The organism is Roseomonas rosulenta, from assembly GCF_016106005.1.
Taxonomy (GTDB): Bacteria; Pseudomonadota; Alphaproteobacteria; order Acetobacterales; family Acetobacteraceae; genus Neoroseomonas; species Neoroseomonas rosulenta.
The window spans coordinates 1-24,694 of sequence record NZ_JACADR010000024.1; the positions used below are offsets into that span (position 1 = coordinate 1).

The following is a 24,694-nucleotide window of genomic DNA, read 5'->3' on the forward strand; positions in this document are numbered from 1 at the left end:
CGAGCGCCGGCCTCTGGCCGAGCGCCGGCCCGGCGCCCAGCAGCGCGAGCAGCACGAATCCGATCCGGCGCGGGGCTGTCATGCGTCCTCTGTCCACCTCACGCCGGGGCCGGGTCAAGCGCGGCTACAGCGTGACGATCTGGCTCGGCCCGATGGCGTCGAGGAAGGTGACGATCCCGGCGACCTCGACGCCTGGCGCGAGCGGCAATTCCGTCAGGTCTTCCGCACGCAGCCCGGCCTCGCAGGCGATCATGCGCACGCCAAGCTCGACGCAGGCGGCCCGCAGCGTGGCGATGCCGGCGACGCCGCGGGCGGTGATGGCCGCCTCGCGCTGGTCCTCGACCAGCGGGCAGGGCTCGGCGAGCAGGAGGCAACCGCGGTTGGTGGCGAAGACCACCACCTCGCGCCCGAGCGCGGCGGCGCCGGCGGCGACCACCAGTGCGTAGTGCGCGCGGGCATGGGTGCCGGATTGCAGCAGGATGCCGAGGCTGCTCATCGAAGTCGGCGCGGCGGCTGGCGCCGGCCATCAGTCACTGCCGGCCGGACGGAGGCGAGGGCGCTTTGCATCCGCTGGCCCTCCGTCTCCGTCACGCCGCGCACACCGGCGCCGTCGCGCCATGCGCCGACAGGTCATGGATCGTCGCACCCTCGCCGCAAAGCGCGCAGGCCGGGTCGCGCTTCAGCCGCACCGTGCGGAAGCGCGCATCGAGCGCATCCCACAGCAGCAGGCGGCCCACCAGCGGATCGCCGATACCCAGGATCAGCTTCAGCACCTCGGTCGCCTGCAGCGTGCCCATCACGCCGGTGACGGCACCAAGCACGCCCGCCTCCGAGCAGGTCGGCACCAGGCCCGGCGGCGGTGGCTCGGGGTGCAGGCAGCGGTGGCAGGGATGCGCGCCGTCATGCCCGGCGAAGACGCTGAGCTGCCCTTCGAAGCGCAGCACGGCGGCGCTGACCAGCGGGCGGCCGAACAGGTGGCAGGCATCGCCCAGCAGGAAGCGCGTGGCGAAATTGTCGGTGCCGTCGCAGACGATGTCGTAGCGCGGGATCAGTTCGCGCGCGGCCCCGGCATCGATGCGGCGGGCATGGACCTCGATGCGTGTCTCGGGGTTCAGGGCGCGCAGCGTCTCGGCGGCGCTCTCGGCCTTGTTGCGCCCGATCCGCGCGGTGGTGTGCGCCACCTGGCGCTGCAGGTTCGACAGTTCCAGCGTGTCGTCGTCCACCAGGCCGAGCGTGCCCACGCCCGCCGCGGCGAGATACAGCGTGAGCGGCGAGCCGAGCCCGCCCGCGCCCACCACCAGCACGCGCGCCGCGCGCAGCTTCGCCTGGCCGACCGCCCCCACTTCCTCCAGCAGGATGTGGCGCGAATAGCGGTGGAGTTCCGCCTCGGTGAAGTCGAGATCCATGGGCGGGATATGGGCGCGCCGCCGGGCGGGGTGCAAGCCACGCCCTTGCGATGCGGCGCGGGCGGGCGCGAAATGCCGGCATGCACGGTGAGGACCTGATCCGCCGCCTGGCCGTGGCGCTGGCCATCGGCCTGCTGGTGGGCGCCGAACGCCATTGGCGCGAGCGGGAGGAAGCGCCAGGCCGGCGCACCGCCGGGGTGCGCACCTTCGCGCTGGTCGGCCTGTCGGGCGGGGTGGTCGCGGCGCTGGCGGCGCCGCTCGGTCCACTCGGTGCGGCCATGCTGCTCTCGGCCGGGCTGTTCGCCATGATGGCCGCGCTGCTGCCCTTCGCGCTGCGGGAGGCCGAGGCCGAGGGCCGCTTCAGCGCCACCAGCCTGGTCGCCGCCATCGGCACCTACGTGCTCGGCGCGCTGGCTGTCTCGGGCGAGGCGCCGGCCGCCGGCGCCGCCGCCGTGGCGATGACCGCGGTGCTGGCGGCGCGCGAGAGCCTGCACGAACTGATGGCGCGCATCACCTGGGCCGAGTTGCGCTCCGCCATCCTGCTGCTGTCCATGACGCTGGTGGCGCTGCCGCTGGTGCCCGACGCGCCGATCGACTGGCTGGCCGGGGTCAATCCGCACAAGGTCTGGATGCTGGCCATCCTGCTCGCCGGTGTCTCCTTCCTTGGCTACCTCGGGATCAAGCTGGGCGGGGCGCATCGCGGGCTGCTGCTGGCGGGGGCGGCGGGTGGGCTGGTCTCCTCCACGGCGGTGACACTGTCGAATGCGACGGCCGCGGCGAAGGGCGGGCCGGCGACGGGGCTGGCGTCCGGGGCGCTGGTGGCCGGCGCCGTGTCCTGCCTTCGCACCGCGGGGCTGGCGCTGCTGGTGGCGCCGGAGACGGGGCGGGTGCTATGGCCGGCGCTGCTGGCGGCGGGGGCGGGCATGGCGGTTGTGGCGGCACTGCTGGCACGCCGCCACGACAGCGTCGCGGACGGCCCTGCCGCGCCAGGCAACCCTTTCGAGATCGGCACCGTGCTGCGCCTGGCGCTGCTGCTGGGCGGCGTGGGCGCGGCGGCGAAGTTCGGCGCGGAACGCCTGGGCAGCGGGGCCGTGCTGCTGATCGCCGCGGTGACCGGGCTGACCGACGTGGACGCCATCACCCTGTCGGTGGCGCCGCTGGCGCCTGGCACCATCACCGCCGCGATCGCCGCGCAGGCCGTGGCGGTGGCGGTGGCGAGCAACATCCTCGCCAAGGCGGGCTACGCGCTGGCGCTCGGTTCGGCGGGCTATGCGCGGTGGTTCGCGCTGGGCTCGCTGGCCGGGCTCGGCGCCGGGGCGGCCCTGATGGTGGCGCTGCCGCCCTGATCACCCCGCCGGGCGCGCCCGGGCATCGGCCCGGCGCGGGTTCCCGCCTATTCCGCGGCGAGGCTTGCGGGAAGGCGGAAGGTCACGTCCTCGATAATGCCGGGCAGGGCTTCGACCGATGTCGCACCGAGGTCGCGCAGCCGCGCCACCAGGTCCTCCACCAGGCGTTCCGGGGCCGAGGCGCCGGCGGTGACGCCGATGGCGGCGGCACCGTCCAGCCAGGCGGGATCGAGCGCCGCCGCGTCGGCGATGAGGTAGGCGCGCGCGCCGCACTCCGACGCAATCTCCCGCAGGCGGTTGGAGTTGGACGAATTCGCCGCGCCCACCACCAGCACCACCTGCGCGATGCGCGCCAGTTCCCGCACCGCGGTCTGGCGGTTCTGCGTGGCGTAGCAGATGTCGCGCGTGTCGGGTCCGGTCACGTCGTCGAAGCGCGCGCGGATGGCGGCGATCACGCCGCGCGTGTCATCGACCGACAATGTGGTCTGCGTGATGAAGGAGACCGGCGTCTCGCGCGGCAGGGGCAGCGTCTCGACCTCGGCCGCGGTCGCCACCAGGTGCACCGGCGCGTCGATCTGGCCCATGGTGCCGATCACCTCCGGATGGCCGGCATGGCCCACCAGGATCACCTGGCGGCCCTGCGCGGCGTAGCGCCGGCCCTCATTGTGCACCTTGGTGACCAGCGGACAGGTGGCGTCGAGCACATCCAGGCGGCGCAGCGCGGCCTCGCCTTCCACCTTGCGCGCCACGCCATGGGCCGAGAAGACGGCGACGGCGCCGACCGGGATCTCGTCCACTTCCTTGACGAAGACGGCACCGCGCGCGCGCAGGTCCTCGACGACATGGCGGTTGTGGACGATCTCGTGCCGTACGTAGACCGGCGGGCCGTAGCGCTCGAGGGCGCGCTCGACGATCTCCACCGCGCGCACCACGCCGGCGCAGAAGCCGCGCGGCTGTGCCAGAACAACCCGCATTCCCGAAGCCCCTCCCGGAAGGACGCATGCGCGGCGGGATGTCGGCCCGCCCGGTGCGATTGCAACCGGAATCAGGCGGGACTTACAAGCGGGATCGTCACCAGCCGTTGACGCGATCCCAGGTGGCGATCACGTCCCGCCGGCCATCGACCACATGGTACCGGTCATGCGCGGCGACGGTGAGGCAGGTGTGGTTGGGCGCGACGCGCACCAGCGCGCCGATCGGCAGGGCATCGAAGGGCAGCGGGTGCTCGCCGCGCACCTCGCCATGTTCCTGGTGGGTGCGCACCACGATGGCATCGCCGAAGGACGGCTTGCCGTCGATGTCGAGCATCAGCCCGAAGCCGTAGTCCTTCGGCGCGCGCTCGGTGCTGCGGTCCTTCGAGAGCGCGATGGCGCCGGCATCGACCAGCACGGCGTTGCGGTCGGGCTTGCGGCCGGTGACGGCGGTCAGCACCGTGACGGCAATGTCGTCCAGCCCATGTGTGCCGATCTGCCCCTGGAACAGGTCGCCGAACATGTAGACGCCGGCGCGCACATCGGTCACGCCGCCCATGTCGCGCCCGTAGAGCGCGGTCGGCGAGGAGCCGAGCGAGACCACATCGACCGTGGCCCCCATGGCGCGCAGGCGCGCGGCGGCGGTTACGGCGCCGCGGTGCTCTGCCTCGGCCACCGCCTGCATCCCGGCTTCGCTCCGCTCGGCATAGGAATGCCCGGCATGGGTCATGATGCCGGCGCAGCGCGTGCCGAGCCGACCGGCGATCTCGGTCAGCAGGTTGGAATCGGGGGCCACGCCGCCGCGCCCCTCGCCGCAATCGACCTCCACCAGCGCGCGCAGCGGGCCTGGATGGGCGGCGATGGCGGAGGCGACGTCGGCATCGTCCGTGATGACCTTCACGTCGCAGCCCTGCGCGTTCAGCGCGGCGACCGCATCGAGCTTCGCCGGCGTGATGCCGACCGCATAGATCTGGTCGCGGAAGCCGCCGCCGGCAAAGTAGCGCGCCTCGGCGATGGTGCTGACCGTGATCGGTCCCTTGCCGGGTGCCGCGAGGTCCGCCACCGCGATGGACTTCGCGGTCTTCATGTGCGGCCGCAGCACGAGGCCCTGATGCCGCGCCACCGCCGCCTGCATCCGCGCGAGGTTGCGCTTCAGGATGGAGAGGTCGAGCACCAGGCAGGGCGTGGGCAGGTCGTCGAGGGTCATGGCGTCACCAGCGAGAGGCGATGGAGAGTTCGACGATCGAGTCCGCCACCTCCCGGCCGCCATCGGCGCGGCGCAGGCCGACCACGGCGTATTGGGTGGTCCATGCGGCCTGCGCGGTGCCCTGGCCCTCGGTCAGGCCCTGGAAGGACGCATCCGTCAGGCATTGGCCGACCTCGTGCTGCAGCGCGCGGAAGCGGTCCTGCGTGGGGTCGGGAAGCTGGCGGGGATCGTGCCGCGACATCACCTCGGTGAACACGCCGCGCGGCGCGCCGCCGGGCGTCTCCAGCGTGCCGTGCCGCTCGTCCAGCGAGCCCGGGATGTTGCGCCCGGTGCGCGGCATCCAGTCGAAGCGCGACTGCGCCGCCTGCACCACCTGCTGCAGCGCGGTGCAGAAGGCGGCATTGGCGGAAGCGGCGCCGGGCAGCGCGAGGCTGAGCGTCAGAGCGAGCAGCAGCGGGCGCATCATGCGTCTCCGGATCGGGGCGGGGCACGCTTACAGGGCGCTGCCCGCCGCGCATAGGGTCAGGGCCAGCGCGCCTCGGGGTCGATCGGCAGGACCGGGCGCGGCAGGTGCTTCCAGGCGAAGGTGCCCAGGTTGGGCGAGGTCAGGCCCGGGCAGTCCACCTCGATGATCTGCTCGTGCTTGAAGAACTCGTCGAAGCCGCCGCGGAAATGGCCGCGCGACTTCACCACCACGCAGCGCGCCTTGCCGATATCGAGGCCGAGATGTTCGAGGAAGACCGGGTCGGCGCATTGCGTGCGTCCCTCGATCACCACCACCGCGATGCCGCCGATCTGCAGCCAGGCAGTCCGGCCGAGCCGCACGGAGCGCCCGGCGAAGATGCCGCGCCGGCCGGTGACATTGCCGTCGGACAGCGCGCGCACCTCCGCCTCCGCCGCGAAGGGCCTGGAGAAGGGATCATCGGCCGCGACCGCGCGGTTGAAGCGCGCCGTGAAGCGCGCGCCGACGCCAAGCGCATGCGCCTCGGCGGCCAGCGGCGCATCGGCGATGATGCCGATGATCGCACCCTGCACGCCGGCGCGGTGGAAGGCGTCCAGGATCCACATGGTGTTGCCGCGCCCGCCCCCGCCCGGATTGTCGGCGACATCGGCGAAGGCGAGAGGCGTGGGGCTCTCCTTTGCGAGGCGCACCGCATCGTCCAGCGAGGTCAGCTTCGCGACGAAGCGCGCGCGCCGTTCCCAGGCGGCTTCCGCCAGGGTCTGCGCCAGTGCTTCGGCCGCGTCGCGGTCCGTGGCGGTGACGATCACCGACAGCCCGTTGAAGGGCGTATCGCCATAGGAGAAGCCGCCCATCACCGAGACATTGGCGATGCGCGGATCCTTCGCCGCGAGCGCCTGGCCGAGGTCGATCACCTCGGCATAGGGCCCCTGCGCCGTCAGCAGCGCGGTCTGCGGCGAGACGATGGGCAGGCGGCGATGGGCGCGCACGAAGCGCTCGCCCGCCAGCAGCCGGCGCAGCAGCCGCGCGCATTCGGCGCCGCGCGCGTGCATGTCGAGATGCGGGTTGGTGCGGTAGCCTACGAAGGCGTCGACGGTCGCGACCATGCGCTCGCTGACATTGGCGTGCAGGTCGTAGGAGCAGACGAACGGGATATCGCCCAGCACCTCGCGCACCAGCGCCTGCAGGGTGCCTTCGGGGTCGTGGTCGTGCTCCGCCAGGCCGGCGCCGTGCATGATGGAATAGACGCCGTCCACCTGGCCACGCAGGGCGGTCAGCCCCGCGCGCCAGGTCGCCATCATGGCGTCGAAGTCGCCCTGGTCCACAGGGCCGTTGGGTTCGGCCGCGGCGATCATGACGGGCAGCGGCGTCCAGTCGCCGGTCGCGTTCATGCCTTCCAGGAAGCCGGAGAGCTCGGCCGGCGCACGCGGCGCGGGCTTCGCCGCATCAGTCAGGATGTCGGCGCCCTCCAGGTAGCAGCGCTGGTCGAAATCGGCGCGTCGCGCGGGGGGCGCGAAGCGGTTGCACTCGATCGAGAAGCCGAGGATGGCGATGCGCGGTCCGGGCATCAGATGCTCACTCCGAGAAGTTCCGCGATGCGTGGCGTGGATTTGAGGCCGGTGCCGGTGAGAACCACCACCGTGGTCTCGTCGGCGCGGATGGTGCCGGCCTCGAGCAGCCGTGCGAAGGCCGCCGCAGCCTGGGCGCAGGTGGGCTCGACATAGATGCCGGTGCGCGCGAGGTCGAGCGTCGCGGCGGCGATCTCCTCCTCGCTCAGCATCACCGCGCCGCCGCCGGAGCGGGTCAGCACGTCGCGGCATTCGGCGCTGCGCAGCGGCTGCGCGATGGCGGTGCCCTCCGCGATGGTCGGCTGCGCCGGGACGGCCGGCTGGCCGAGGAACTCGCGCGCGATCGGCGCGCAGTTGGCGGGCTGGGCGGCGAAGATGCGCGGCAGGCGCGTGATCTCCCCCGCGCGTAGCAATTCGTCGAAGCCGATGCCGCAGCCCAGCACGTTCGACCCCGCGCCGCAGGGCACGATGACGTTGTCCGGTGCGGTGAAGCCCAGGTCCTCCCACAGCTCATAGGCCAGCGTCTTGGTGCCGTGCAGGAAGAAGGGGTGCCAGTTGTGGCTGGCGTAGAAGATGCTGGCCGCCTCGGCCAGCGCGGCATCGGCGCAATCCTGCCGGCTGCCGGGGATGAGGCGGATCGTCGCCCCCGCCGCGCGCGACTGCACGGTCTTGGCCGGCGACGTGCTGGCGGGGACGAAGATCGTCGCCGCCATGCCGCCGGCCGCGGCATAGGCGGAGACCGCCGCGCCGCCATTGCCCGAGGAATCCTCCAGCACCGCGGCGACACCCTGCGCGCGCAGCAGCGAGAGCATGACCGAGGCCCCGCGGTCCTTGAACGACCCGGTGGGGGCGAACCACTCGCACTTCACCAGCGCCGAGGCGCCGGCGATCACGCGCGGCACCAGTGGAGTGCAGCCCTCGCCCATGCTGATCGGGTCGTCGGGGATGAAGGGCAGGGCGGCGGCGTAGCGCCAGAGCGACCGGTCCTCGCCGCGGATCGCCGCGCGGGTGATGCCGGGCAAGGGTGTGAGCAGCAGCGGGGCCTGGTCATCCCCGCACCAGCGCGGCGTGTCGAGGGGATAGGTGCGCCCCGTGCGGGGGTCGAGATAGGCGGTGTCGGTCATGGCGGGCGCAGCCTCGCTTGCCCGGGCGCGCGGGGCAAGGGATGCTGCAGCCATGTCCGATGATGCCGATGCCGTCCTCCGCCTGGCCGCCGATCTCGTCGCGATCGACAGCCGGTCCTCCGTCTCCAACCTTGCGATTGCCGAACGCATCGAGGCCGAACTGACCGGCTTCGACATCGCCCGCGTGGACTACGCGGATGCCAACGGCGTGGCGAAGCGCGCGCTGGTGGCGCATCGCGGCCCGCGCGGCGGCCTCGCGCTGTCCGGCCACATGGACACGGTGCCCGAGACCGGCTGGACCGATCCGCCCTGGACGCCGCGCGTGGCGGATGGCGTGCTGCATGGCCTCGGCAGCGTGGATATGAAGGGGCCGGTCGCGGCCTGCATCATCGCCGCGCGCGGCCTGCCGGAGAACATCCCGGCCACGCTGCTGATCACCACCGATGAGGAAACCAGCAAGCAGGGCGCGCGCGCCGTTGCGGCATCCGATGCGGCGCGCTCGCTCGGCCTGCGCGGTATCGTGGTGGCGGAACCGACCGGGCTGCTGCCGGTGCGCGGGCATCGTAGCCATATCGAATACACCGCCGTCGCCACGGGGGTGCAGGCGCATTCCTCGACCGGGCAGGGGCTGAACGCGAACTGGGCGCTGATCCCATTCCTGGCCGAGATGAAGGCGGTGTTCGAGCGCCTGCGGCACGACCCGGCCTTCCAGGATGCCGGCTACGACCCACCCTTCAGCGACTTCAACCTGGTCATCGACAACCACGGCACGGCGGTGAACGTGACCGTCGCCAAGGCGACCGCGCGCATCAAGTTCCGCCGCAGCCGTAACATCGACTATGCCCCGATCGAGGCCGCGGTCCACGAGGCCGCCGCGCGCGCCGGCGTGACGCTCACCGAGAAGCGCGAGGGCACGCCGCCCGAATTGCCCGCCGACCATCCATTGGTGGCACTCGCCATGCGCGAGACCGGCCAGGCCGCGCGCACCGCGCCCTATGGCACCGACGCGAGCGAATTGCAGGAACTGGCCCCGTGCATCGTGATGGGGCCGGGCAGCATCGCCACCGCGCATACGCCGCGCGAATGCGTGGCGGTGGCGGACCTCGCGGCCGCCGTGCCGCTGTTCCGGCGGATGCTCGCCGCTAGTCCGGCAGGGTGACGCGCACCTCGCCCACCGGCTGGCCGTTGCTGTCGTTGATCACGCCTTCCACGTCCCGCGCGAGCGACTCCGCCGCATCGACCAGGCCGAGCCGGCCGAGCAGCGCGGAAAAGACGCCCATCTTCGCCCTCGCCGTGCCGTCGGCGAGCTTCACCGCGATGCCGAGGCCCTGCTCCGGCACGAAGCCCACCACGTAGCCCTCCGCGCCGCCCTTCAGCAGAACGCGGCCCTGGCTGGCGCGCACGATCCTGCCGGTGGCGGAACCGCGGCCGGAGAGGTGGTCCGGGTAGGTCCGGATGGCGGATTGCAGGCGGTGGATGGCGGTGCGGCGCGCCTCGGTCGCCACACGCGCCGCGGCCCAGCGCGCCGCGCCGCGTGCCATGGCCGCCATGGGCAGCGCCAATGCGGGCAGCCCGCAGCCATCCACCCCGCGCGGCAGCCGCGTCGCATCCTCGCCAAGCAATTCGGAGAAAGCCTCGAGATACAGGCGCTGCGCCGGATGCGCAGGGTCCGCATAGCCGCCCACCGGCGCGCCGATATGCTTCGTCAGCGTCAGGAAGCCGCAATGCTTGCCGGAGCAGTTGTGGAAGACGCGCGACCGGTCGCCGCCGGCGCGGATCACGCTGATCTGGTCGGCCTGGCTGCGCGGCAGGTCGGGCCCGCAGACCAGCGCGGATTCGCTCAGCCCCAGGCGCTCCAGCCAGCCGCGCACCAGCGCCACCTGGAAGTCCTCCGCGCTGTGGGAGGCGCAGGCGAGGGCCAGGTGTTCCTCCGTCAGCCCAGCCGCGTCAGCCGCCCCGCTCTCCACCAGCGGGATCGCCTGGAACGGCTTGAGAGAGGAGCGCGGAAAGGTGACGAAGGACGGATCGCCCCAGGATTGCAGGATGCGGCCATCGGCATCGGCCACCACGGCGATGCCGTGATGCAGGCTTTCCAGGATGCCGCCACGGCGGATCTCGGCCATCGGCACGAAACTCATGATACGGACTCCGGCAGGGGAATGGCGCTGCTGCCCGGGCGGCCTTCCAGCACCGCGTCGAACAGCTTGACCTGGCGCGGCAGGCACAGCGCATGCAGGTCGAAGCGTTCCAGCATGGTGCGCCGCGCCTGCCTGCGCAGCGGCACGTAGCGGTCGGGGTTGGCGATCGCATCCACCACTGCATCGGCCATGCGCTGGTGGTCGAAGAAGGGCAGCAGCAGCCCGTTGTGCTCGTGGCGCATTACCTCGGCCAGCGGTGGCGTGTCCGATCCGATGATCAGCGCCTCGCAGCCCATCGCCTCAACGAGAGACCAGGAGAGCACGAAGGGATAGGTGTAGTAGACATGCGCCGAGCTGGTGCGGAACAGCGCCACCAGCCCTTCATGCGGGATGCGGCCGGTGAAGTGCACGCGCGCCATGTCGAGCTTCGCGCCGACCTCCTCCATCATTACCGCCTTCCACGACTTGCCGCCGTCGGGAAGGCGGCCATAGCCGCGCTCCTCGCCGCCCACGATCACGGCGTGGGCGTTCGGGCGACGCGCCAGGATCTCGGGTAGGGCGCGCATGAAGATGTCGAAGCCGCGATAGGGCTCGAGGTTGCGCGAGACGAAGGTCACCACCTCCTGCCCCTTGGTCACGGTGTGCCCGTCGGGCAACTTCACCGTGGCCGGGCCGTTCGGCGTGGCGAAGTTGGCATCCACCCCCTCGTGCACGACCGATGTCCTGGCCTGGATGAAGTCCGGATAGCGGCTGCGCTGCCACAGCGTGGGGGAGACGCCCCAGTCCGTCGCCTCGAGCGACTGCAGCTGCGTCATGTTCAGCGTGCGCACGCGCGCCATCTCGTCGAGCGTGACCTCCTGCGTGGGGTCGAAGCCCACGTCGCCGCCGTTCGAGCGGTAGTAGAACTCGCAGTATTGCAGCAGCTTCGCGTCGGGGAAGACGTCGCGCAGGTACAGCCCCTCTCCCCAGCCCGGATGGCAGCAGATGATGTCCGGCACGAAGCCCTTCTGCTTGAGGCCGATCAGCGCGCGCGCCACCGCCTGGCCGCGCCGCACCGCGGCCTCGACCGGGCGCAGGTAGCGATGCGTCTTCTCCCCCGCACCTTCGGGCGCGGGGTAGCGCAGGTGCTGCGGGCCGGGCGGGGATTGATTGGCGCGTTCGCCAAGGCCGATCACGCGCGCGCCCTTGCGGCGCGAGATGATGGGCGCGAGGTGCCGGTACTGGCCCGGGAAGTTCTGGTGAATGAACAGCGCCTGGACCACGAACCCCGTCTCCCCCTGCTGCGCGTTGTCGCTTGATGCCGTCATTCCGCGGTTGCGGCAACGGGGCGTCTGGCCGTGGCGCCGTGGCGGGGCCAGGATGCGGGAGTTCGATCAAGGGATGGTTGCCATGGGATTCGACTTCGCGGGGCGTCGCGTGCTGGTGGCGGGCGGCAGCCGGGGCATCGGCCGGGCCATTGCGATCGGCTTCGCGCGGGCGCGGGCGAAGGTCTCCGCCTGCGCGCGCGGTGCCGAGGGGCTGGAGGCGCTGCGGGCGGACGGGGTCGCGCATGTCATGCCGACCGACCTCGCGGATGCGGCGCAGATCGCCGCCTGGGTGGAGGCGGCCGCGGCGGCGCTGGGCGGCATCGACGTGCTGGTGAACAACGCTTCGGGCTTCGGCATGGGCGACAGCGAGGAAGGCTGGAAGCGCGGGCTGGACGTGGACGTGATGGCGACGGTGCGGGCCAGCACCGCGGCCCTGCCGCACCTTCGCGCGTCGAAGGGGTGCATCGTCAACACCACCTCGATCTCGGGCCTCGGTCCCTCGGTGCGCACGCCGGCCTATGCGGCGGTGAAGGCGCTGGTGATCAACTACACCGCGTCCCAGGCGGCTGCGCTCGCGAAGGATGGCGTGCGGGTGAACGCCATTGCGCCCGGGTCGATCGAGTTCCCCGGCGGCACCTGGGAGAAGCGGCGCGCGGAGGATCCGGCGCTCTACAACCGCATCCTGGCCGGCATACCCTTCGGCCGGCTGGGAACGCCGGACGAAGTGGCCGACGTCGCGCTGTTCCTCGCCTCGCCGCTGGCGCGCTGGGTGACGGGGCAGACCATCGTGGTGGATGGCGGGCAGATGCTGACCTAGTCCTCCGGGCGCGTGCTGCGCAGGCGCTTGGTGGTGCCGCGGCGGGTCTTTTCATCCACGCGGCGTGCTTTGGCGGCACGTGAGGGCTTGGTTGCGCGGCGCGGCGGCGGGGGTGGCGCGGCGGCTTCGCGCAGCAGCTCCAGCAGCCGTTCCAGCGCGTCCTCCCGATTGCGCTCGCGCGTGCGGTGGCGCTGCGCGGTGATGACCAGCACGCCATCCTTGGTGATGCGCCGGCCCGCCAGTGTGACCAGGCGTTCCTTCACCCCAGTCGGCAGGTTGGGCGAGGCCATGGCGTCGAAGCGCAGCTGCACCGCGGTCTCGAGCTTGTTGACGTTCTGCCCGCCGGGGCCGGAGGCGCGCAGGAAATCCTCCTGCAGCTCGTCTTCCTCGATGGCGATGCGGGCGGTGACGCGGATGGTCATGGCGCGGGCAGGGCGGTTGCGGGCATCTCGTCCTTCAGCGCCACGCCGGTCGCGCCCAGCGCGGCCGCGGCGCGCAGCAGCCAGGCCGTCTTGGCCGCGGCATCGGCATAGGACATTCCACCGGGACGCACGTTGCTGATGCAATTGCGCTCCGCATCGGTGCGCCCGCGCCGCGGCGCCCAGGTTATGTAGAGGCCGAGGCTGTCGGTGGCGGAGAGCCCCGGCCTTTCGCCGATCAGCACCACCACCGCGGCTGCACCCATCGCCGCGCCGATGTCGTCGCCGAGCGCGACGCGCGCCTGCTCCGCGACCACGATCGGCGCGGCCGGCAGCGGCAGGGCCGGAACGAGAAGGTCGAGCACGCCCGGCGCGTGGCGCTGCACGCCGGTGGCGCACAAGCCATCCGCCACCACCAGCGCGATGCAGCCCGGTGCCGCCGGCAGCGTGGAGCCTTCTGCCAGCCGCCGCCCGAGGTCCGGACGGAGCAGATACTCGCGCCGGTCCGCCGCGGCGCTGCGCACGCGCAGCACCGGCCGCGCGATCGATGCTTCCAGCGCGGCGACGTCCAGCGCCGACCACACCGCATCCCGCGCGCGCGCATGCGCTTCCTGGAAATCGAGATGCGCCACGGTCGGCTGCGCCGTGCCCGCACGGCCAAGGCCGACCCGCGCATCGGTGAAGCGGCGCAGGTCGCGCCAGAGAGCGGGCGTGGTCATTCGAGGCCGATCAGCGCCGGCGACAGCCGCGCGGGAATGCGTTCCGCATCATTGCCGATCCCCATGCGCGCGAGCCAGGCCTCGAATTCTGGAGCCGCCCGCTTGCCCAGCATCGCCCGCGCTGTCAGCCCGTCATGGAACGAGGTGGACTGGTAGGCGAGCATCACGTCATCCGCCCCTGGCACGCCCATCACATAGGTCACGCCCGCCACCGCCAGGCAGGCCAGCAGCGCGTCCATGTCGTCCTGGTCGGCCTCGGCGTGGTTGGTGTAGCAGACATCGACCCCCATCGGCAGGCCGAGCAGCTTGCCGCAGAAATGGTCCTCGAGCCCCGCGCGCAGGATCTGCTTGCCGTCGAACAGGTATTCCGGGCCGATGAAGCCGACCACGGAATTCACCAGCAGGGGCGAGAATTCGCGTGCGACGGCATAGGCGCGCGCCTCGATCGTCTGCTGGTCCACGCCGTGATGCGCCTCGGCGCTGAGCGCGCTGCCCTGCCCCGTCTCGAAATACATCACGTTGTCGCCGAGCGTGCCGCGCTTCAGCACCAGCGCGGCCTCGCGCGCCTCGCGCAGCAGCGCGAGCGTGACGCCGAAGGATTCGTTCACGCCCTGCGTCCCGCCGATCGACTGGAACACCAGGTCGACCGGCGCGCCGCGCTGCATCGCCAGCATGGTCGTGGTCACGTGCGAGAGCACGCAGGTCTGCGTCGGGATGTCGAAGCGCTCGCGCACCGTGTCCAGCATGTCGAGCAGGCGCATCACCGCCTCGACATTGTCGGTCGCCGGGTTCACGCCAATCACGGCGTCTCCCGCGCCCAGCAGCAGCCCGTCCAGCACCGCGGCCGCGACCCCGCGCGGGTCGTCGGTCGGATGGTTCGGCTGCAGGCGGATCGACAATGTCCCCGGCAGGCCGATGGTGTTGCGGAAGCGCGTCACCACGCGGCATTTCGCCGCCACTTGCATCAGGTCTGCCACGCGCATGATCTTGGAGACCGCGGCGACCATCTCAGGCGTCAGGCCATGTGCCAGCGCCGTCACGGCCTCGGGCGCGGCCGCCAGCAGCCAGTCGCGGAAGGCGCCCACCGTCAGGCTGCGCACCGGCGCGAAGGCGCCGGCGTCGTGGCGGTCGATGATCAGGCGCGTGACCTCGTCGGCCTCGTAGGGGATCACCGCGTCGGTCAGGAAGCGCGCCAGCGGCAGGTCGGCGAGCGCGCGCTGCGCCGCCACCCGCTCCGCCGCCGAGGTGGCCGCGACGCCCGCCAGCGCATCGCCCGACCGGAAGGGCGTGGCGCGCGCGAGCAGCGTCCTCAGGTCGTCGAAAACATACCGCGTGCCGGCGATGGTCTGCGTGAAGGGCATGGCGGGCATGATGCCGCGCCCCGGGGGCGGCTTGCCAGCCCGGCGCGCGGCCCTAGGATGCGCCGCCGGAAATCCCGAGGAAACGCATGGACGCCGACGCGATCGACAAGGCCCCGGATGCCGCCGCATCCTGGCCCGACCAGATCTACGACCTGCTCAAGAAGCATGGCATCCGCCAGGTCTGCCTGGTGCCGGATGCCGGGCATTCGCGCCTGATCAAGCGCTGCCTGGCCGACAATGAGATCGTCGTCACCACCCTCACCACAGAGGAAGAAGGCATCGCCCTGATGCAGGGCGCCTGGCTCGGCGGCGACAAGGCCATCCTGCTGATGCAGTCCTCCGGCGTGGGCAACTGCATCAACATGCTCTCGCTGGCGCAGATCCATCGCTGCCCGATGCCGATGCTGGTGACGATGCGCGGCGACTTCGGTGAGTTCAACCCGGCCCAGGTGCCGATGGGCGCAGCCACGCAGCCCGTGCTGGAAGCCATGGGCACCGTGGTGCGCCGCGCCGACACGCCCGAGGACATCGCGCCCACCGTGGACGCGACCATTCGCATGGCCTTCAACACCTTCCGCCCGACCGCGACGCTGATCGGCCAGCGCGTCATCGGCGCCAAGACCTTCGGCAAGGACTGAGACGATGCTGGCGTCATCCGGAAAGCTCGACCGGCGCGAACTCACCGCCGCGCTGCTGGCCGACCGCGGGGAGCTGGCGGTGATCGCCGGCCTCGGCGCGCCGGCCTGGGACATCACGGCGGTGGGCGACCATCCGTTGAACCTGCCGCTGTGGGGCGGCATGGGCGGGGCGGCCATGATCGGCCTCGGCCTCGCGCTGGCGCAGCCCACGCGCCCGGTGCTGGTGCTGACTGGCGACGGGGAGATGCTGATGGGCATCGGCGCGCTCGCCACCATCGCGGTGAAGGCGCCGAAGAACCTCTCGATCGTGGTGCAGGACAACGAGCATTACGGCGAGACCGGCATGCAGGAGACCGCGACGCGGCACGGCGTGGACCTGGTGACCATGGCGAAGGGGGCCGGCTTCGTACGTACCATGTTCGTCACGAAGCCCGAGGAAGTGCCCGCGCTGCGCGCCGCGATCCATGCCGGCGAGGGCCCCTTCTTCGTGGTGGCGAAGATCGACGCCGCCAGCAAGAAGCTGGTACTGCCGCCGCGCGACGGGTCCATCATCCAGAACCGCATGCGGGAAGCCATCCTCGGCCCTGCGGCGCATCACCAGCTGTAAGGGAAGGCGCGCATGCCGCACGTCGTCTGCCTCCGCCCGCTGCATCCGGATGCGATGGCCCGGCTGCGCGCCGAGCCCGGCTACACGGTGACGATGCTCGACCCCGTGACCCCGGAGACGCTGGCCGAGCCGATGAAGACCGCGGATGCGATCATCGTCCGCGCCACGCGCATCGACCGCGCCTTCCTCGCCAATGCGCCGATGCTGTCGATCTGCGCGCGCCACGGCGTCGGTTATGATGCGGTGGACGTGGAGGCGCTGACCGAGCGCGGCATTCCGCTGACCGTCACTCCCGACGCGAACGCCGTCTCGGTCGCCGAGCACGCGCTGATGCTGATGCTGACCACCGCACGGCGCACGCTGGACTACGACCGCAACACCAAGGCGCTGGACTGGGGGCCGAAGCCGGCCTTGCGCACCTTCGACCTGGCCGGGCAGACCGTGCTGGTGGTGGGCTTCGGGCGGATCGGCGGGCGTGTGGCGCGGCTCTGCGCCGCCTTCGGGATGAACGTGCTGGTGCACGACCCCTACATCCCGCAGAACACCATCAAGGGCGCGGGCTTCACGCCGGTGAAGGTGCTGCACGAAGGCCTCGCGCAGGCGGACGTGGTCACCACGCATTGCCCCTCCAACCCCGAGACGCGCGGCATGGTGAACGCCACCTTCCTCGCGGCCATGAAGCCGGGTGCGACATACATCAACACCGCGCGCGGTACGCTGGTGGACGAGGCGGCGCTGGCCAACGCCCTGAAGTCCGGGCACCTGGGCGCGGCCGGCCTCGACGTGTTCTGGGAGGAACCCGTCACGACGAAGCTGCCCTTCCTCGACTTCCCGAACGTGGTGGTCTCGCCCCATTCGGCGGCGGCGACGGAGCAGTCCACGCGGCGCATGGGCCTGTCCTGCGCCGAGAGCATCTTCGCCCACTTCAAGGGCCAGCTCGATCCCGACGTGGTGATCAACAAGGAGGTGCTCCGCGGCAACGCGTGAGCAGCACGCCATGACGAACCCGCTTCTCGTCCTTGCCGACCATGCGGCCTCCTGGCGCAGCCGCGACCTGCCCGCGGACGTGGCGCACCACGCGCGCCGCGTGCTGGTGGACTGGTTCGCCGCCACGCTGCCCGGCTGTTCGCGCCCCCCGGCCACGCTGATGGCGGAGGCGCTGGAGGACGAGACGCGCGGCGGCGGCGGCGCCGTCTGCTACGTGACCGGCCGGCGCGTGCCGCTGCGCCACGCCGCACTGGTCAACGGCACGGCGTCGCACACGGTCGAGTTCGACGACATCTACCGCTACGCCGTCTATCACCCGGGCTGCCCGACCATCGCCGCGGCACTCGCCGCCGCGCAGTCGCACAATACGGGCATGGAGGCGCTGCTGCGCGCCATCGTCGCAGGCTACGAGGTGTCGTGCCGCATCGGTGTCGCGGTGCAGCCCTCGCACTATGATTTCTGGCACACCACCGGCACGGTCGGCACCTTCGGCGCCGCCGCCGCGGTCGCCGTGCTGCTCGACTGCGACGCCGAGCGCACCGCGCATGCCATCGCCACCGCCGCGACCATGGCCGGGGGGCTGCAGCAGGCCTTCCGCGGCGAGGGCATGTCGAAGCCGCTGCATCCCGGCCATGCCGCGGAGGCCGGCGCTCTAGCGGCCATGGCAGCGGCGAAGGGGATGACGGGTGCGCTCGATGTGCTGCACGGCCCGGCCGGCTTCGCGGCAGCAACGAGCGAGGACACCGGCAAGTGGGACAGGGCGCTGGCCGGGATCGGCAAGCCCTATGCCGTCACGGACATGACAGTGAAGAACCACGGCTGCTGCGGGCATATCTTCGCCGCGCTGGATGCGGTGCGCGACCTGCACCTCGAGCACGGCTTCAAGGCCGAGGACGTCGTCTCGATCGCCGTTGGCGGCTACAAGGCGACCAAGGATGTCTGCGACCGGCCCGATGCACGCACCGAGCAGGATTGCCGCTTCTCAACCCAGTTCACCGTCGCGACCATGCTGCTGCATGGCGGCGTGCGCCTCGCGGCCTTCGAGCCCGATCGCCTGGTCGACCCCGCCATCCGCGCGCTGATGCCGCGCATCACCGTCGCGATCGACCCGGAATGCGCCGCGGCCTTCCCGTCGAAGCGCTCGGCCAAGGTGGAAATCCGGCTGAAGGATGGCCGCGTGCTGAACCGCCACCAGCACACGCGCAAGGGCGACCCCGACGCGCCGCTGACCGACCGCGACCTGTCGGACAAGTTCCTGGAACTGACGTCCGATGCGATCGGCGCGGCGCAGGCCAAGGCGCTGCTGGCGCAACTGTGGGACGGCGCGGCCCTGCCCGGGATCGTGCCGCTCGTGACCAGCCAGGCGCGCGCCGCCGAATAGCGGCGCGGCGCGCTACTTCTTCTTGCCGCCGACGCGGACCAGCTGCGAGATCGCGAGCGGCGGCTTGCCGGACGCCTTGGCGATCTCGTTGTCCTGTTCCTGGATCACCTTGCGCGCGGGTTCGTCACCATCGAGACCGCCGAGGATCTCGGCGGGCACCTTGCGGTTGGAACGACGGCTGCCGTCCTCGTAGAACACGTCGAACAGGACGAAGGCGGATTTGCTGCCAGGCTTGGCGGCCATGTCTGTCTCTCCTCCGCAACGCCGAAGCGCGCGGGATTCGGATGCGCCACAGGGGCGCGTGTCCTGAAATTGTGCCGCATGCGCCCGGGCGGCGGATCCCGGGGCAGGCGTGTGGCGCACTGCCGCGAGGCGCCCGCCCGCAGGCGGCGCCGCGCCTCAGCCGCGGTTCGGCTTGTCGGCGTCGCTGTCGGGCTCAGGGCCCAAGCCGGCAGCCTTGCGCTTCGCGACCGCTTCTTCGCGTTCGCGCTGCTTGGCTTCCTTCTTGGCCTGCTTGCTCCGGCTCACCTCGGCACGCTGTTGGCCATAGTTGGGCGGTCGCGCCACGGCGATTCTCCGGATGTCAGGAATAAAAAGGGCGGCCCGAAGGCCGCCCCTGGCCGCTTCAGGCGAGGCGGAGGTTGCCCGCCGAAACCTTGCCCTGCTGGCCGCGCTGCAGCTCGAACTCGACCTTGTCGCCTTCGTTCAGGCCGTTCAGGCCGGCGCGCTGCACGTCGCTGATATGGACGAACACGTCCTTGCTGCCGTCCTCGGGCTGGATGAAGCCATAGCCCTTGGTCGCGTTGAACCACTTCACGGTACCGATGCTCATGCCGATGTCTCCGGTTGAGTCATTGCCGCCAGGCAGGATTGCCAGGCAGTGATGCCGGCCAGCGCAAGCGCTGCCGGGCCATCCTTCGCTGAGGCTCAACCATAGAAAAGGCACGGAGAGCAGGTCCGACATGCGGACCGGACGAGATGACCGTGCGGTTATGCGCTTTCGCAGCCGCGAAAGCAACGCCAATCGACTACCCCGCGCGGGCGCCGGTTTCGCGCAGGATCGGCAGCCAGCGGTCCATCTCCGCCTTGAGGAAGTTGCGCAGCGCGGCCGGATCACCCGGGCGCGGCTCCACGCCGCGCTCCGCGTAGCGCGCCTGAACCGCCGGATCGGCAAGGACCTCGAGCGTCGCGGCGCTCAAGGCGCGCACCACCTCCGGCGGTGTCGCCATCGGCGCATAGAGAGCCTGCCAGGAGGATGACTCGTAGCCCGCCACGCCGCCTTCCTGGAAGGTCGGCAGGTTGGGCAGCATGCGCGACCGCCGCGCGGTGGTCACCGCGACGCCGCGCGCGCGCCCGTCCTGCATCATCGGTGCGAGCAGCGTCTGGCTGTCGATCATGAACTCGACGCGCCCGGCGATGAAGTCGGTCACCGCCGCCGGCGTGCCGCGATACTGCACGATGGTGAAGTCGACGCCCGCCAGCTTCTTCAGCAGCTCGCCCGCCAGGTGCGATGCGGCGCCGATGCCGGTGGTGGCGAAGGTCGCCTCACCCCGCTTGCTGCGCAGCCACGCCAGCAGCGTCGGCACGTCGGTCGCTGGAACCGACGGATGCACCGCGGCGACGAAGGGCTGTTCGCCCAGCAGCGCGATCGGCGCAAAGTCGCCGACAGGATCGATGCCGGCATCGGGAAACAGCGCCGGGATCACGCTGTGCGCCGCGCCATTCAGCAGCAGCGTGTGGCCATCGGCCGGCGCGCGGGCGACGGCACGCGCGCCGATCGTGCTGCCCGCGCCGGGCGTGTTCTCGATCACCACCGGCTGGCCCAGCCGGCGTGGAAGCGGCTCGGCGACGATGCGCGCCACCACATCGATGATGCCGCCGGCGGCGAAGGGCACCACCACGCGGATCGGGCGGCTGGGGAAGGCGCCCTGCGCGCGAGCCACGGCGGGAACGGCAAGGGCGGTGGCGAGCAGGGTGCGGCGGCGCGTCATGGCGTCTGTCTCCGGCGAGGTTCGGGACAGGCTAGCCTCCCTGGGGCGCGGATGACAGCCGGCGCCGCGGCGGATCACTCCAGCCGGATGCTCGCCGCGCGCACCAGCGCGGAATAGCGCTCGGCGTCGCGCGTCAGCATCTCCGCCGCCGCCTGCTGCGTGCCGCCACCCACCAGGAACCCGGCATCGACGATGCGCCGCCGCAGCTCCTGGTTCTGGTAGGCCTTGTTCACCGCCTCGACCCAGCGGTCGGCGATCGGTTGCGGGATGCCCGGCGGGGCCATCAGCATGTACCAGACGACCGCATCGAAGCCGGGGAAGCCGAGCTCGGCCACGGTCGGCGTCTCGGGCAGCCATTCCACGCGCTGCGGCATGGTCACCGCCAGCGCGCGCACGCGCCCGGCGCGGATATGCGGCAGGTAGGTCGGGAAGGTGTCGATCGCGAGGTCGATTCGCCCGGCCAGGATCTCGTTCACCGCCTGGCCCGTGCCGCGGAAGGGCACGTGCGTCATGCGCACGCCGGCCTGCGAGGAGAGCAGTTCCGCCGCCAGGTGCTGCTGCGTCGCGACGCCGGAGGAGGAATAGTTCAATACCCCCGGCTCCCGCCGCGCGCGCTCGAGCAGGTCCGGCAGTGTGGCCGAGGGCGAGTTGGCCGGCACCACGCAGACCAGCGGCACCGTCGCCGCATGCACCACCGCGGTCTGGTCGCGGCGGATGTCGAAGGGCGGCGGGTTCATCAGCGGCGGCACCACGGCCGAGGCGCTGATCGTCGTCATCAGCATGGTGTAGCCATCCGGCCGCGCGCGGGACATGGCCAGCACCGCCAGCGTGCCGGAGGCGCCGGGCCGGTTCTCGACCGCAATGGTCTGGCCGAACTCCTCCTGCAGGGAGGGTGCGAGGAAGCGGGCGATGATGTCGGTCCCGCCGCCCGGCGCGAAGCCTACCAGCAGCGTGATGGCCCGGGTCGGATAAGCCTGGGCGATGGCCGGCGCTGCGAGCACGGGCGTCAGCGCCACGGTACCCAGGGCACGGCGGGTCAGGATCGTCACGGTGTTTCCTCCTCGGCGGTGCGGCGGCCGTCTGGCGCGGCCGCTCGCGGCGTCACTTGCCCTGGAACTGGGGCGCGCGCTTGTTGAGGAAGGCGCTCACCCCCTCCTGGAAGTCGGCGCTCGTGAAGCACATGGTCACCAGGTCGTCGCCCTCGACCTCGCCCACCGCATGGCGCAGCCGGCGCAGCGCGATCTTGGTCGCCTTCAGCGTCAGCGGCGCGAGGGTGGACATGGTGGTGGCCAGTTCCATCGCGCGGGCCGCGACGGCATCGGGCGTGTCCAGCACTTCCGAGACCAGGCCGATATGCTTCGCCTCGGCCGAGGAGAAAAGGCGCGAGGTCATGATCATCTCGGCGATCGCCGCCGGGCCGACCAGCGCGTAGAAGCGCGCGAAGTTGTTCATGTTGAGGATGTTCCCCAACGTCTTCGCGATCGGCAGGCCGAAGCGCGCCGAGGTGTCGCAGATGCGGACGTCGCAGCACCCCGCGATGCCGAGGCCGCCGCCGGTGCAGGCGCCGGCGATCGCCGCGATGATCGGCGTGTTGCAGTTCTCGAGCGCGCCCAACACCTTGTCGATCCGCGCCTCGTAGGCGAGCGCGTCCTCGGCGGTCTTGAACTCGCGGAACTGGCTGATGTCGGTACCCGAGGCGAAGGCCTTGCCGCCGGCGCCCGTCAGCACCCAGACGCGGATGTTCGGATCGTTGCTGATCTCGTCCGCCAGCTCCTGGATGCGCTGGTACATGCTGAACAGCATGGCGTTGCGCGCCTGCGGGCGGTTGAAGGTGGTCCAGGCGATGCCGCCCTCGCGGACCTTGTGCAGAATCTCGTCGCTCATGGCGTTCCGTCCCGGTGGATGTGCGGCGCAAGGCGTAGCCGGTCGGACGGCGGCGTCAAGCCGCTCCCTTGCCGAAGCGCGGCGGCGATGCCACCACAGGTGCAGCCGAGGAGACCCCCGCCATGACCATGCCGCTTGCCCGCTTCACCGTGCTCGACCTGACGCGCGTGCGCTCGGGGCCGACCTGCGTGCGCCAGCTCGCCGACTGGGGGGCGAACGTCATCAAGATCGAGGCGACGGACGAGGTCGATACCGGCAAGGGCCTGGGCGGGGAGCGCGACGGGCCGGATTTCCAGCATGTCCATCGCAACAAGCGCGGCATGACGCTGAACCTGAAGTCGCCCGAGGGCCTGGCCGCCTTCCGCCGCATGGTCGCCAAGGCCGATGTGGTGGTCGAGAACTACCGCCCCGACGTGAAGACGCGCCTTGGAGTCGACTATGACAGCCTGGCCGCGATCAACCCGCGCATCGTGCTTGGGTCGATCTCCGGCTTCGGCCAGGACGGACCCTATGCGAAGCGGCCAGGCTTCGACCAGATCGCGCAGGGCATGGGCGGGCTGATGAGCGTGACCGGTCTGCCGGGCCAGGGCCCGGTGCGTGCCGGCATTCCCGTGGCCGACCTCACCGCCGGGCTGTATTGCGCGCTGGGCATCATGGTGGCGCTGCTGGAGCGCGAGGTCACCGGCAAGGGTCGCTGGGTTCATGTCTCGCTGCTCGAGGCCATGATCGCCATGATGGACTTCCAGGCGACGCGCTGGACCATGAAGGGCGAGGTGCCGAAGCAGGCCGGCAACGACCACCCCACCACCATCCCGACCGGGCTGTTCCGCTCCTCCGACGGCGTCATCAACATCGCCGGCGGCGGCCAGGTGATGTGGGAGCGCATCGTGAAGGTGCTGGGCATCGAGGAGCAGGCGAAGGACCCCGACATCGCCACCGACAAGCTGCGCAGCCAGAACCGCGCCAAGGTCAACGCCATCATCGAGGCCATCACGCAGACCGACACCGCGGCCAACTGGGTCGCGAAGTTCAACCGCGAAGGCGTGCCCTGTGGCCCGGTCTACGCCATGGACCAGGTGTTTGCGGACGAGCAAGTGAAGCACCTCGGCCTCGAGATGACGGTGCAGCACCCGCGCCTCGGCGCGCTGAACGTGGTGCGCGCGCCGATGCAGATCGCCGGCGTGGACTGCGCGCGGAATCCCACGCCGGAACGCGGCCAGCACACCGACCAGGTGCTGGCCGAATTCGGCTTCAGCGCTGCGGAGATCGCCGCGCTGCGCGCCGCGAAGGCGGTGTGATCAGTCCAGGCGGATGCCGCCGCGGCGGATCACCTCGCCCCAGCGGGCGCGGTCGCGGCTGATCAGCGCGGCGAATTCCGACGGCGTGCCGGGCAGCGGCTCCACCCCCTGCGCGGCCAGCTTGGCCACGAATTCGGGACGGGTGAGCAGCGCGTTCACCTCCCGGCTCATGCGATCCACCGCGGCGGCCGGCGTGCCGGCGGGGGCCAGGATGCCGTACCAGCCCAGCGCCTCGTAGCCCGGCAGCGTCTCGCCGATGGTCGGCACGTCCGGCAGTGCGGGGTCGCGCCGCCCGGCCGTCACGGCGATGGCGCGCACGCGCCCGTCGCGGATATGCGGCAGCGCGGTCGGCGTCGTGTCGAACATCATGGTCAGCCGGCCGCCGACCGTATCCACCATGGCCGGCCCGGTGCCGCGATAGGGGATGTGGGCGATGTCCACATTCGCCTGCTGCTTCACCAGTTCCATGAACAGGTGCTGCGCCGACCCGATGCCGGACGACCCATAGTTCAGCTTCCCTGGCTCGGCGCGGGCGAGCGCCAGCAGCTCTGGCAGCGTGCGCGCATTCACGGATGGATGCACCACCAGCACCGAGGCCACGGCGGCCACCGGCACAACCGGCACCAGGTCGCGCTCCGGGTCGTAGGCCAAGCGGATCAGCGAGGGATTGATCGCCATCGGTCCGGTGCTGCCCATCACCATGGTGTACCCGTCGGGCGGGCTGCGCACCGCGGCCTCGGTGCCGACGGATCCGCCGGCGCCGGTGCGGTTCTCCACCACCACCGATTGCCGCAGGATCGGCGTGAGTTCCTCGGCCAGGGCGCGCGCCAGCAGGTCGGCCGCTCCGCCGGGCGGGAAGGGCGAGATCATGCGGATGCTGCGCTGGGGCCATTCGCCCTGCGCGTGGGCGGGGCCGGCCAGCGCCGTCCCGGCGGCCAGGCTCAGAAGCAGGCGTCTCGTGGTCATCTCGGCTCTCCCGGTCCGTGAAACGTCGATGCTAGGCCCGGCGCGGTTTGCGCGCCAACCGCCCGGCCGCTAGGAAACGCGGCGAACCAGCCGGGGACG

General features: G+C 71.5%; 27 protein-coding genes. 8 read left to right on the forward strand and 19 right to left on the reverse strand.

The window, feature by feature from the left end:
• Positions 1-124: 124 nt before the first annotated feature.
• Together HW578_RS05465 and HW578_RS05470 are read right to left on the reverse strand one after the other, a co-directional pair.
• On the reverse strand, positions 125-496 hold the full coding sequence (locus tag HW578_RS05465; protein ID WP_198369535.1) for a DsrE family protein: 372 nt from the start codon (positions 494-496) through the stop codon (positions 125-127).
• Between the two features lie 91 nt (positions 497-587).
• Complete coding sequence (locus tag HW578_RS05470; RefSeq protein WP_198369536.1) at positions 588-1,406, reverse strand: HesA/MoeB/ThiF family protein; 819 nt, start codon at positions 1,404-1,406, stop codon at positions 588-590.
• Positions 1,407-1,486: 80 nt separating this feature from the next.
• On the opposite strand from HW578_RS05470, the gene HW578_RS05475 reads away from it, so the two are divergent.
• Complete coding sequence (locus HW578_RS05475; protein ID WP_198369537.1) at positions 1,487-2,752, forward strand: MgtC/SapB family protein; 1,266 nt, start codon at positions 1,487-1,489, stop codon at positions 2,750-2,752.
• A gap of 47 nt (positions 2,753-2,799) precedes the next feature.
• Here HW578_RS05475 and ispH read toward each other — a convergent pair whose 3' ends face one another.
• The 5 genes from ispH to HW578_RS05500 all read right to left on the reverse strand — a co-directional run bounded on the left by ispH (position 2,800) and on the right by HW578_RS05500 (position 8,082).
• On the reverse strand, positions 2,800-3,726 hold the full coding sequence (ispH, locus tag HW578_RS05480; protein WP_198369538.1) for a 4-hydroxy-3-methylbut-2-enyl diphosphate reductase: 927 nt from the start codon (positions 3,724-3,726) through the stop codon (positions 2,800-2,802).
• 97 nt (positions 3,727-3,823) lie between these two features.
• Positions 3,824-4,930, reverse strand: a complete 1,107-nt coding sequence (locus HW578_RS05485; RefSeq protein ID WP_198369539.1) for an alanine racemase — start codon at positions 4,928-4,930, stop codon at positions 3,824-3,826.
• 4 nt (positions 4,931-4,934) lie between these two features.
• Positions 4,935-5,396 carry a hypothetical protein gene (locus HW578_RS05490; protein ID WP_198369540.1) on the reverse strand — a complete coding sequence of 154 codons (462 nt, stop codon included), beginning with the start codon at positions 5,394-5,396 and terminating at the stop codon, positions 4,935-4,937.
• A gap of 56 nt (positions 5,397-5,452) precedes the next feature.
• Positions 5,453-6,958: a M81 family metallopeptidase gene (locus HW578_RS05495; RefSeq protein WP_198369541.1), complete on the reverse strand. Its 1,506-nt coding sequence runs from the start codon at positions 6,956-6,958 to the stop codon at positions 5,453-5,455.
• Complete coding sequence (locus HW578_RS05500) at positions 6,958-8,082, reverse strand: pyridoxal-phosphate dependent enzyme (protein ID WP_198369542.1); 1,125 nt, start codon at positions 8,080-8,082, stop codon at positions 6,958-6,960. Before HW578_RS05500 ends, HW578_RS05495 begins: the two co-directional genes overlap by 1 nt.
• A gap of 52 nt (positions 8,083-8,134) precedes the next feature.
• Here HW578_RS05500 and HW578_RS05505 point away from each other — a divergent pair, with 52 nt between their 5' ends.
• Entirely contained in the window at positions 8,135-9,241 is a 1,107-nt protein-coding gene (locus tag HW578_RS05505) for a M20/M25/M40 family metallo-hydrolase (protein WP_198369543.1), read from the forward strand.
• On the opposite strand, the gene HW578_RS05510 is transcribed toward HW578_RS05505, so the two are convergent.
• Complete coding sequence (locus HW578_RS05510; RefSeq protein WP_198369544.1) at positions 9,225-10,220, reverse strand: asparaginase; 996 nt, start codon at positions 10,218-10,220, stop codon at positions 9,225-9,227. The two genes, HW578_RS05505 and HW578_RS05510, sit on opposite strands and share 17 nt — an antisense overlap.
• The gene (locus HW578_RS05515; protein WP_198369545.1) at positions 10,217-11,527 is read right to left on the reverse strand and encodes a glycosyltransferase family 4 protein; all 1,311 of its coding nucleotides are present in this window, start codon (positions 11,525-11,527) and stop codon (positions 10,217-10,219) included. Before HW578_RS05515 ends, HW578_RS05510 begins: the two co-directional genes overlap by 4 nt.
• An 82-nt stretch (positions 11,528-11,609) precedes the next feature.
• Between HW578_RS05515 and HW578_RS05520 the strand changes: the two genes are divergently transcribed.
• A complete protein-coding gene (locus HW578_RS05520) occupies positions 11,610-12,344 on the forward strand; it encodes an SDR family NAD(P)-dependent oxidoreductase (protein ID WP_369407827.1) in 735 nt (244 codons plus the stop codon).
• On the opposite strand, the gene arfB is transcribed toward HW578_RS05520, so the two are convergent.
• Genes arfB through HW578_RS05535 form a run of 3 tightly spaced genes read right to left on the reverse strand, consistent with a single transcriptional unit; the run spans position 12,341 to position 14,843 of the window.
• Positions 12,341-12,766 (reverse strand): alternative ribosome rescue aminoacyl-tRNA hydrolase ArfB, encoded by a 426-nt coding sequence (arfB, locus tag HW578_RS05525; protein WP_198369547.1) that lies wholly within the window; start codon positions 12,764-12,766, stop codon positions 12,341-12,343. The genes HW578_RS05520 and arfB overlap by 4 nt on opposite strands.
• Positions 12,763-13,482: an ethanolamine ammonia-lyase subunit EutC gene (gene eutC / locus HW578_RS05530; RefSeq protein ID WP_198369548.1), complete on the reverse strand. Its 720-nt coding sequence runs from the start codon at positions 13,480-13,482 to the stop codon at positions 12,763-12,765. Before eutC ends, arfB begins: the two co-directional genes overlap by 4 nt.
• Entirely contained in the window at positions 13,479-14,843 is a 1,365-nt protein-coding gene (locus HW578_RS05535; RefSeq protein WP_198369567.1) for an ethanolamine ammonia-lyase subunit EutB, read from the reverse strand. The genes eutC and HW578_RS05535 overlap by 4 nt, the downstream gene beginning before the upstream one ends.
• Before the next feature lie 86 nt (positions 14,844-14,929).
• Between HW578_RS05535 and HW578_RS05540 the strand changes: the two genes are divergently transcribed.
• The 4 genes from HW578_RS05540 to HW578_RS05555 are packed head-to-tail and all read left to right on the forward strand — an operon-like array spanning position 14,930 to position 18,456.
• Entirely contained in the window at positions 14,930-15,481 is a 552-nt protein-coding gene (locus HW578_RS05540) for a thiamine pyrophosphate-binding protein (RefSeq protein WP_198369549.1), read from the forward strand.
• Between the two features lie 4 nt (positions 15,482-15,485).
• Positions 15,486-16,088 (forward strand): thiamine pyrophosphate-dependent enzyme, encoded by a 603-nt coding sequence (locus HW578_RS05545; protein ID WP_232478699.1) that lies wholly within the window; start codon positions 15,486-15,488, stop codon positions 16,086-16,088.
• Between the two features lie 12 nt (positions 16,089-16,100).
• Complete coding sequence (locus HW578_RS05550) at positions 16,101-17,075, forward strand: hydroxyacid dehydrogenase (protein ID WP_198369550.1); 975 nt, start codon at positions 16,101-16,103, stop codon at positions 17,073-17,075.
• A gap of 10 nt (positions 17,076-17,085) precedes the next feature.
• The gene (locus HW578_RS05555; protein ID WP_198369551.1) at positions 17,086-18,456 is read left to right on the forward strand and encodes an MmgE/PrpD family protein; all 1,371 of its coding nucleotides are present in this window, start codon (positions 17,086-17,088) and stop codon (positions 18,454-18,456) included.
• Between the two features lie 12 nt (positions 18,457-18,468).
• Here HW578_RS05555 and HW578_RS05560 read toward each other — a convergent pair whose 3' ends face one another.
• From HW578_RS05560 to HW578_RS05585, 6 genes are all read right to left on the reverse strand, one after another.
• Positions 18,469-18,699 carry a hypothetical protein gene (locus HW578_RS05560; RefSeq protein WP_198369552.1) on the reverse strand — a complete coding sequence of 77 codons (231 nt, stop codon included), beginning with the start codon at positions 18,697-18,699 and terminating at the stop codon, positions 18,469-18,471.
• A gap of 156 nt (positions 18,700-18,855) precedes the next feature.
• Positions 18,856-19,023: a hypothetical protein gene (locus HW578_RS05565; protein ID WP_198369553.1), complete on the reverse strand. Its 168-nt coding sequence runs from the start codon at positions 19,021-19,023 to the stop codon at positions 18,856-18,858.
• Between the two features lie 58 nt (positions 19,024-19,081).
• Complete coding sequence (locus HW578_RS05570) at positions 19,082-19,288, reverse strand: cold-shock protein (RefSeq protein WP_137126977.1); 207 nt, start codon at positions 19,286-19,288, stop codon at positions 19,082-19,084.
• A 196-nt stretch (positions 19,289-19,484) separates the two neighbouring features.
• Positions 19,485-20,447 carry a Bug family tripartite tricarboxylate transporter substrate binding protein gene (locus HW578_RS05575; RefSeq protein WP_198369554.1) on the reverse strand — a complete coding sequence of 321 codons (963 nt, stop codon included), beginning with the start codon at positions 20,445-20,447 and terminating at the stop codon, positions 19,485-19,487.
• A 74-nt stretch (positions 20,448-20,521) separates the two neighbouring features.
• Positions 20,522-21,496, reverse strand: coding sequence for a Bug family tripartite tricarboxylate transporter substrate binding protein (locus HW578_RS05580; RefSeq protein ID WP_198369555.1), 975 nt, complete (start codon positions 21,494-21,496; stop codon positions 20,522-20,524).
• Positions 21,497-21,548: 52 nt separating this feature from the next.
• Positions 21,549-22,331: an enoyl-CoA hydratase/isomerase family protein gene (locus HW578_RS05585; protein WP_198369556.1), complete on the reverse strand. Its 783-nt coding sequence runs from the start codon at positions 22,329-22,331 to the stop codon at positions 21,549-21,551.
• Positions 22,332-22,453: 122 nt separating this feature from the next.
• Here HW578_RS05585 and HW578_RS05590 point away from each other — a divergent pair, with 122 nt between their 5' ends.
• On the forward strand, positions 22,454-23,629 hold the full coding sequence (locus tag HW578_RS05590) for a CaiB/BaiF CoA transferase family protein (RefSeq protein ID WP_198369557.1): 1,176 nt from the start codon (positions 22,454-22,456) through the stop codon (positions 23,627-23,629).
• Here HW578_RS05590 and HW578_RS05595 read toward each other — a convergent pair whose 3' ends face one another.
• On the reverse strand, positions 23,630-24,595 hold the full coding sequence (locus tag HW578_RS05595) for a Bug family tripartite tricarboxylate transporter substrate binding protein (RefSeq protein WP_198369558.1): 966 nt from the start codon (positions 24,593-24,595) through the stop codon (positions 23,630-23,632).
• Positions 24,596-24,694 lie beyond the last annotated feature (99 nt).

Bases quoted from the DNA above. Each gene is read 5' to 3' on its own strand.
- HW578_RS05465 (WP_198369535.1), bottom strand. From the start codon at position 496: ATGAGCAGCCTCGGCATCCTGCTGCAATCCGGCACCCATGCCCGCGCG.
- HW578_RS05470 (WP_198369536.1), bottom strand. From the start codon at position 1,406: ATGGATCTCGACTTCACCGAGGCGGAACTCCACCGCTATTCGCGCCAC.
- HW578_RS05475 (WP_198369537.1), top strand. From the start codon at position 1,487: ATGCACGGTGAGGACCTGATCCGCCGCCTGGCCGTGGCGCTGGCCATC.
- ispH (WP_198369538.1), bottom strand. From the start codon at position 3,726: ATGCGGGTTGTTCTGGCACAGCCGCGCGGCTTCTGCGCCGGCGTGGTG.
- HW578_RS05485 (WP_198369539.1), bottom strand. From the start codon at position 4,930: ATGACCCTCGACGACCTGCCCACGCCCTGCCTGGTGCTCGACCTCTCC.
- HW578_RS05490 (WP_198369540.1), bottom strand. From the start codon at position 5,396: ATGATGCGCCCGCTGCTGCTCGCTCTGACGCTCAGCCTCGCGCTGCCC.
- HW578_RS05495 (WP_198369541.1), bottom strand. From the start codon at position 6,958: ATGCCCGGACCGCGCATCGCCATCCTCGGCTTCTCGATCGAGTGCAAC.
- HW578_RS05500 (WP_198369542.1), bottom strand. From the start codon at position 8,082: ATGACCGACACCGCCTATCTCGACCCCCGCACGGGGCGCACCTATCCC.
- HW578_RS05505 (WP_198369543.1), top strand. From the start codon at position 8,135: ATGTCCGATGATGCCGATGCCGTCCTCCGCCTGGCCGCCGATCTCGTC.
- HW578_RS05510 (WP_198369544.1), bottom strand. From the start codon at position 10,220: ATGAGTTTCGTGCCGATGGCCGAGATCCGCCGTGGCGGCATCCTGGAA.
- HW578_RS05515 (WP_198369545.1), bottom strand. From the start codon at position 11,527: ATGACGGCATCAAGCGACAACGCGCAGCAGGGGGAGACGGGGTTCGTG.
- HW578_RS05520 (WP_369407827.1), top strand. From the start codon at position 11,610: ATGGGATTCGACTTCGCGGGGCGTCGCGTGCTGGTGGCGGGCGGCAGC.
- arfB (WP_198369547.1), bottom strand. From the start codon at position 12,766: ATGACCATCCGCGTCACCGCCCGCATCGCCATCGAGGAAGACGAGCTG.
- eutC (WP_198369548.1), bottom strand. From the start codon at position 13,482: ATGACCACGCCCGCTCTCTGGCGCGACCTGCGCCGCTTCACCGATGCG.
- HW578_RS05535 (WP_198369567.1), bottom strand. From the start codon at position 14,843: ATGCCCTTCACGCAGACCATCGCCGGCACGCGGTATGTTTTCGACGAC.
- HW578_RS05540 (WP_198369549.1), top strand. From the start codon at position 14,930: ATGGACGCCGACGCGATCGACAAGGCCCCGGATGCCGCCGCATCCTGG.
- HW578_RS05545 (WP_232478699.1), top strand. From the start codon at position 15,486: ATGCTGGCGTCATCCGGAAAGCTCGACCGGCGCGAACTCACCGCCGCG.
- HW578_RS05550 (WP_198369550.1), top strand. From the start codon at position 16,101: ATGCCGCACGTCGTCTGCCTCCGCCCGCTGCATCCGGATGCGATGGCC.
- HW578_RS05555 (WP_198369551.1), top strand. From the start codon at position 17,086: ATGACGAACCCGCTTCTCGTCCTTGCCGACCATGCGGCCTCCTGGCGC.
- HW578_RS05560 (WP_198369552.1), bottom strand. From the start codon at position 18,699: ATGGCCGCCAAGCCTGGCAGCAAATCCGCCTTCGTCCTGTTCGACGTG.
- HW578_RS05570 (WP_137126977.1), bottom strand. From the start codon at position 19,288: ATGAGCATCGGTACCGTGAAGTGGTTCAACGCGACCAAGGGCTATGGC.
- HW578_RS05575 (WP_198369554.1), bottom strand. From the start codon at position 20,447: ATGACGCGCCGCCGCACCCTGCTCGCCACCGCCCTTGCCGTTCCCGCC.
- HW578_RS05585 (WP_198369556.1), bottom strand. From the start codon at position 22,331: ATGAGCGACGAGATTCTGCACAAGGTCCGCGAGGGCGGCATCGCCTGG.
- HW578_RS05590 (WP_198369557.1), top strand. From the start codon at position 22,454: ATGACCATGCCGCTTGCCCGCTTCACCGTGCTCGACCTGACGCGCGTG.
- HW578_RS05595 (WP_198369558.1), bottom strand. From the start codon at position 24,595: ATGACCACGAGACGCCTGCTTCTGAGCCTGGCCGCCGGGACGGCGCTG.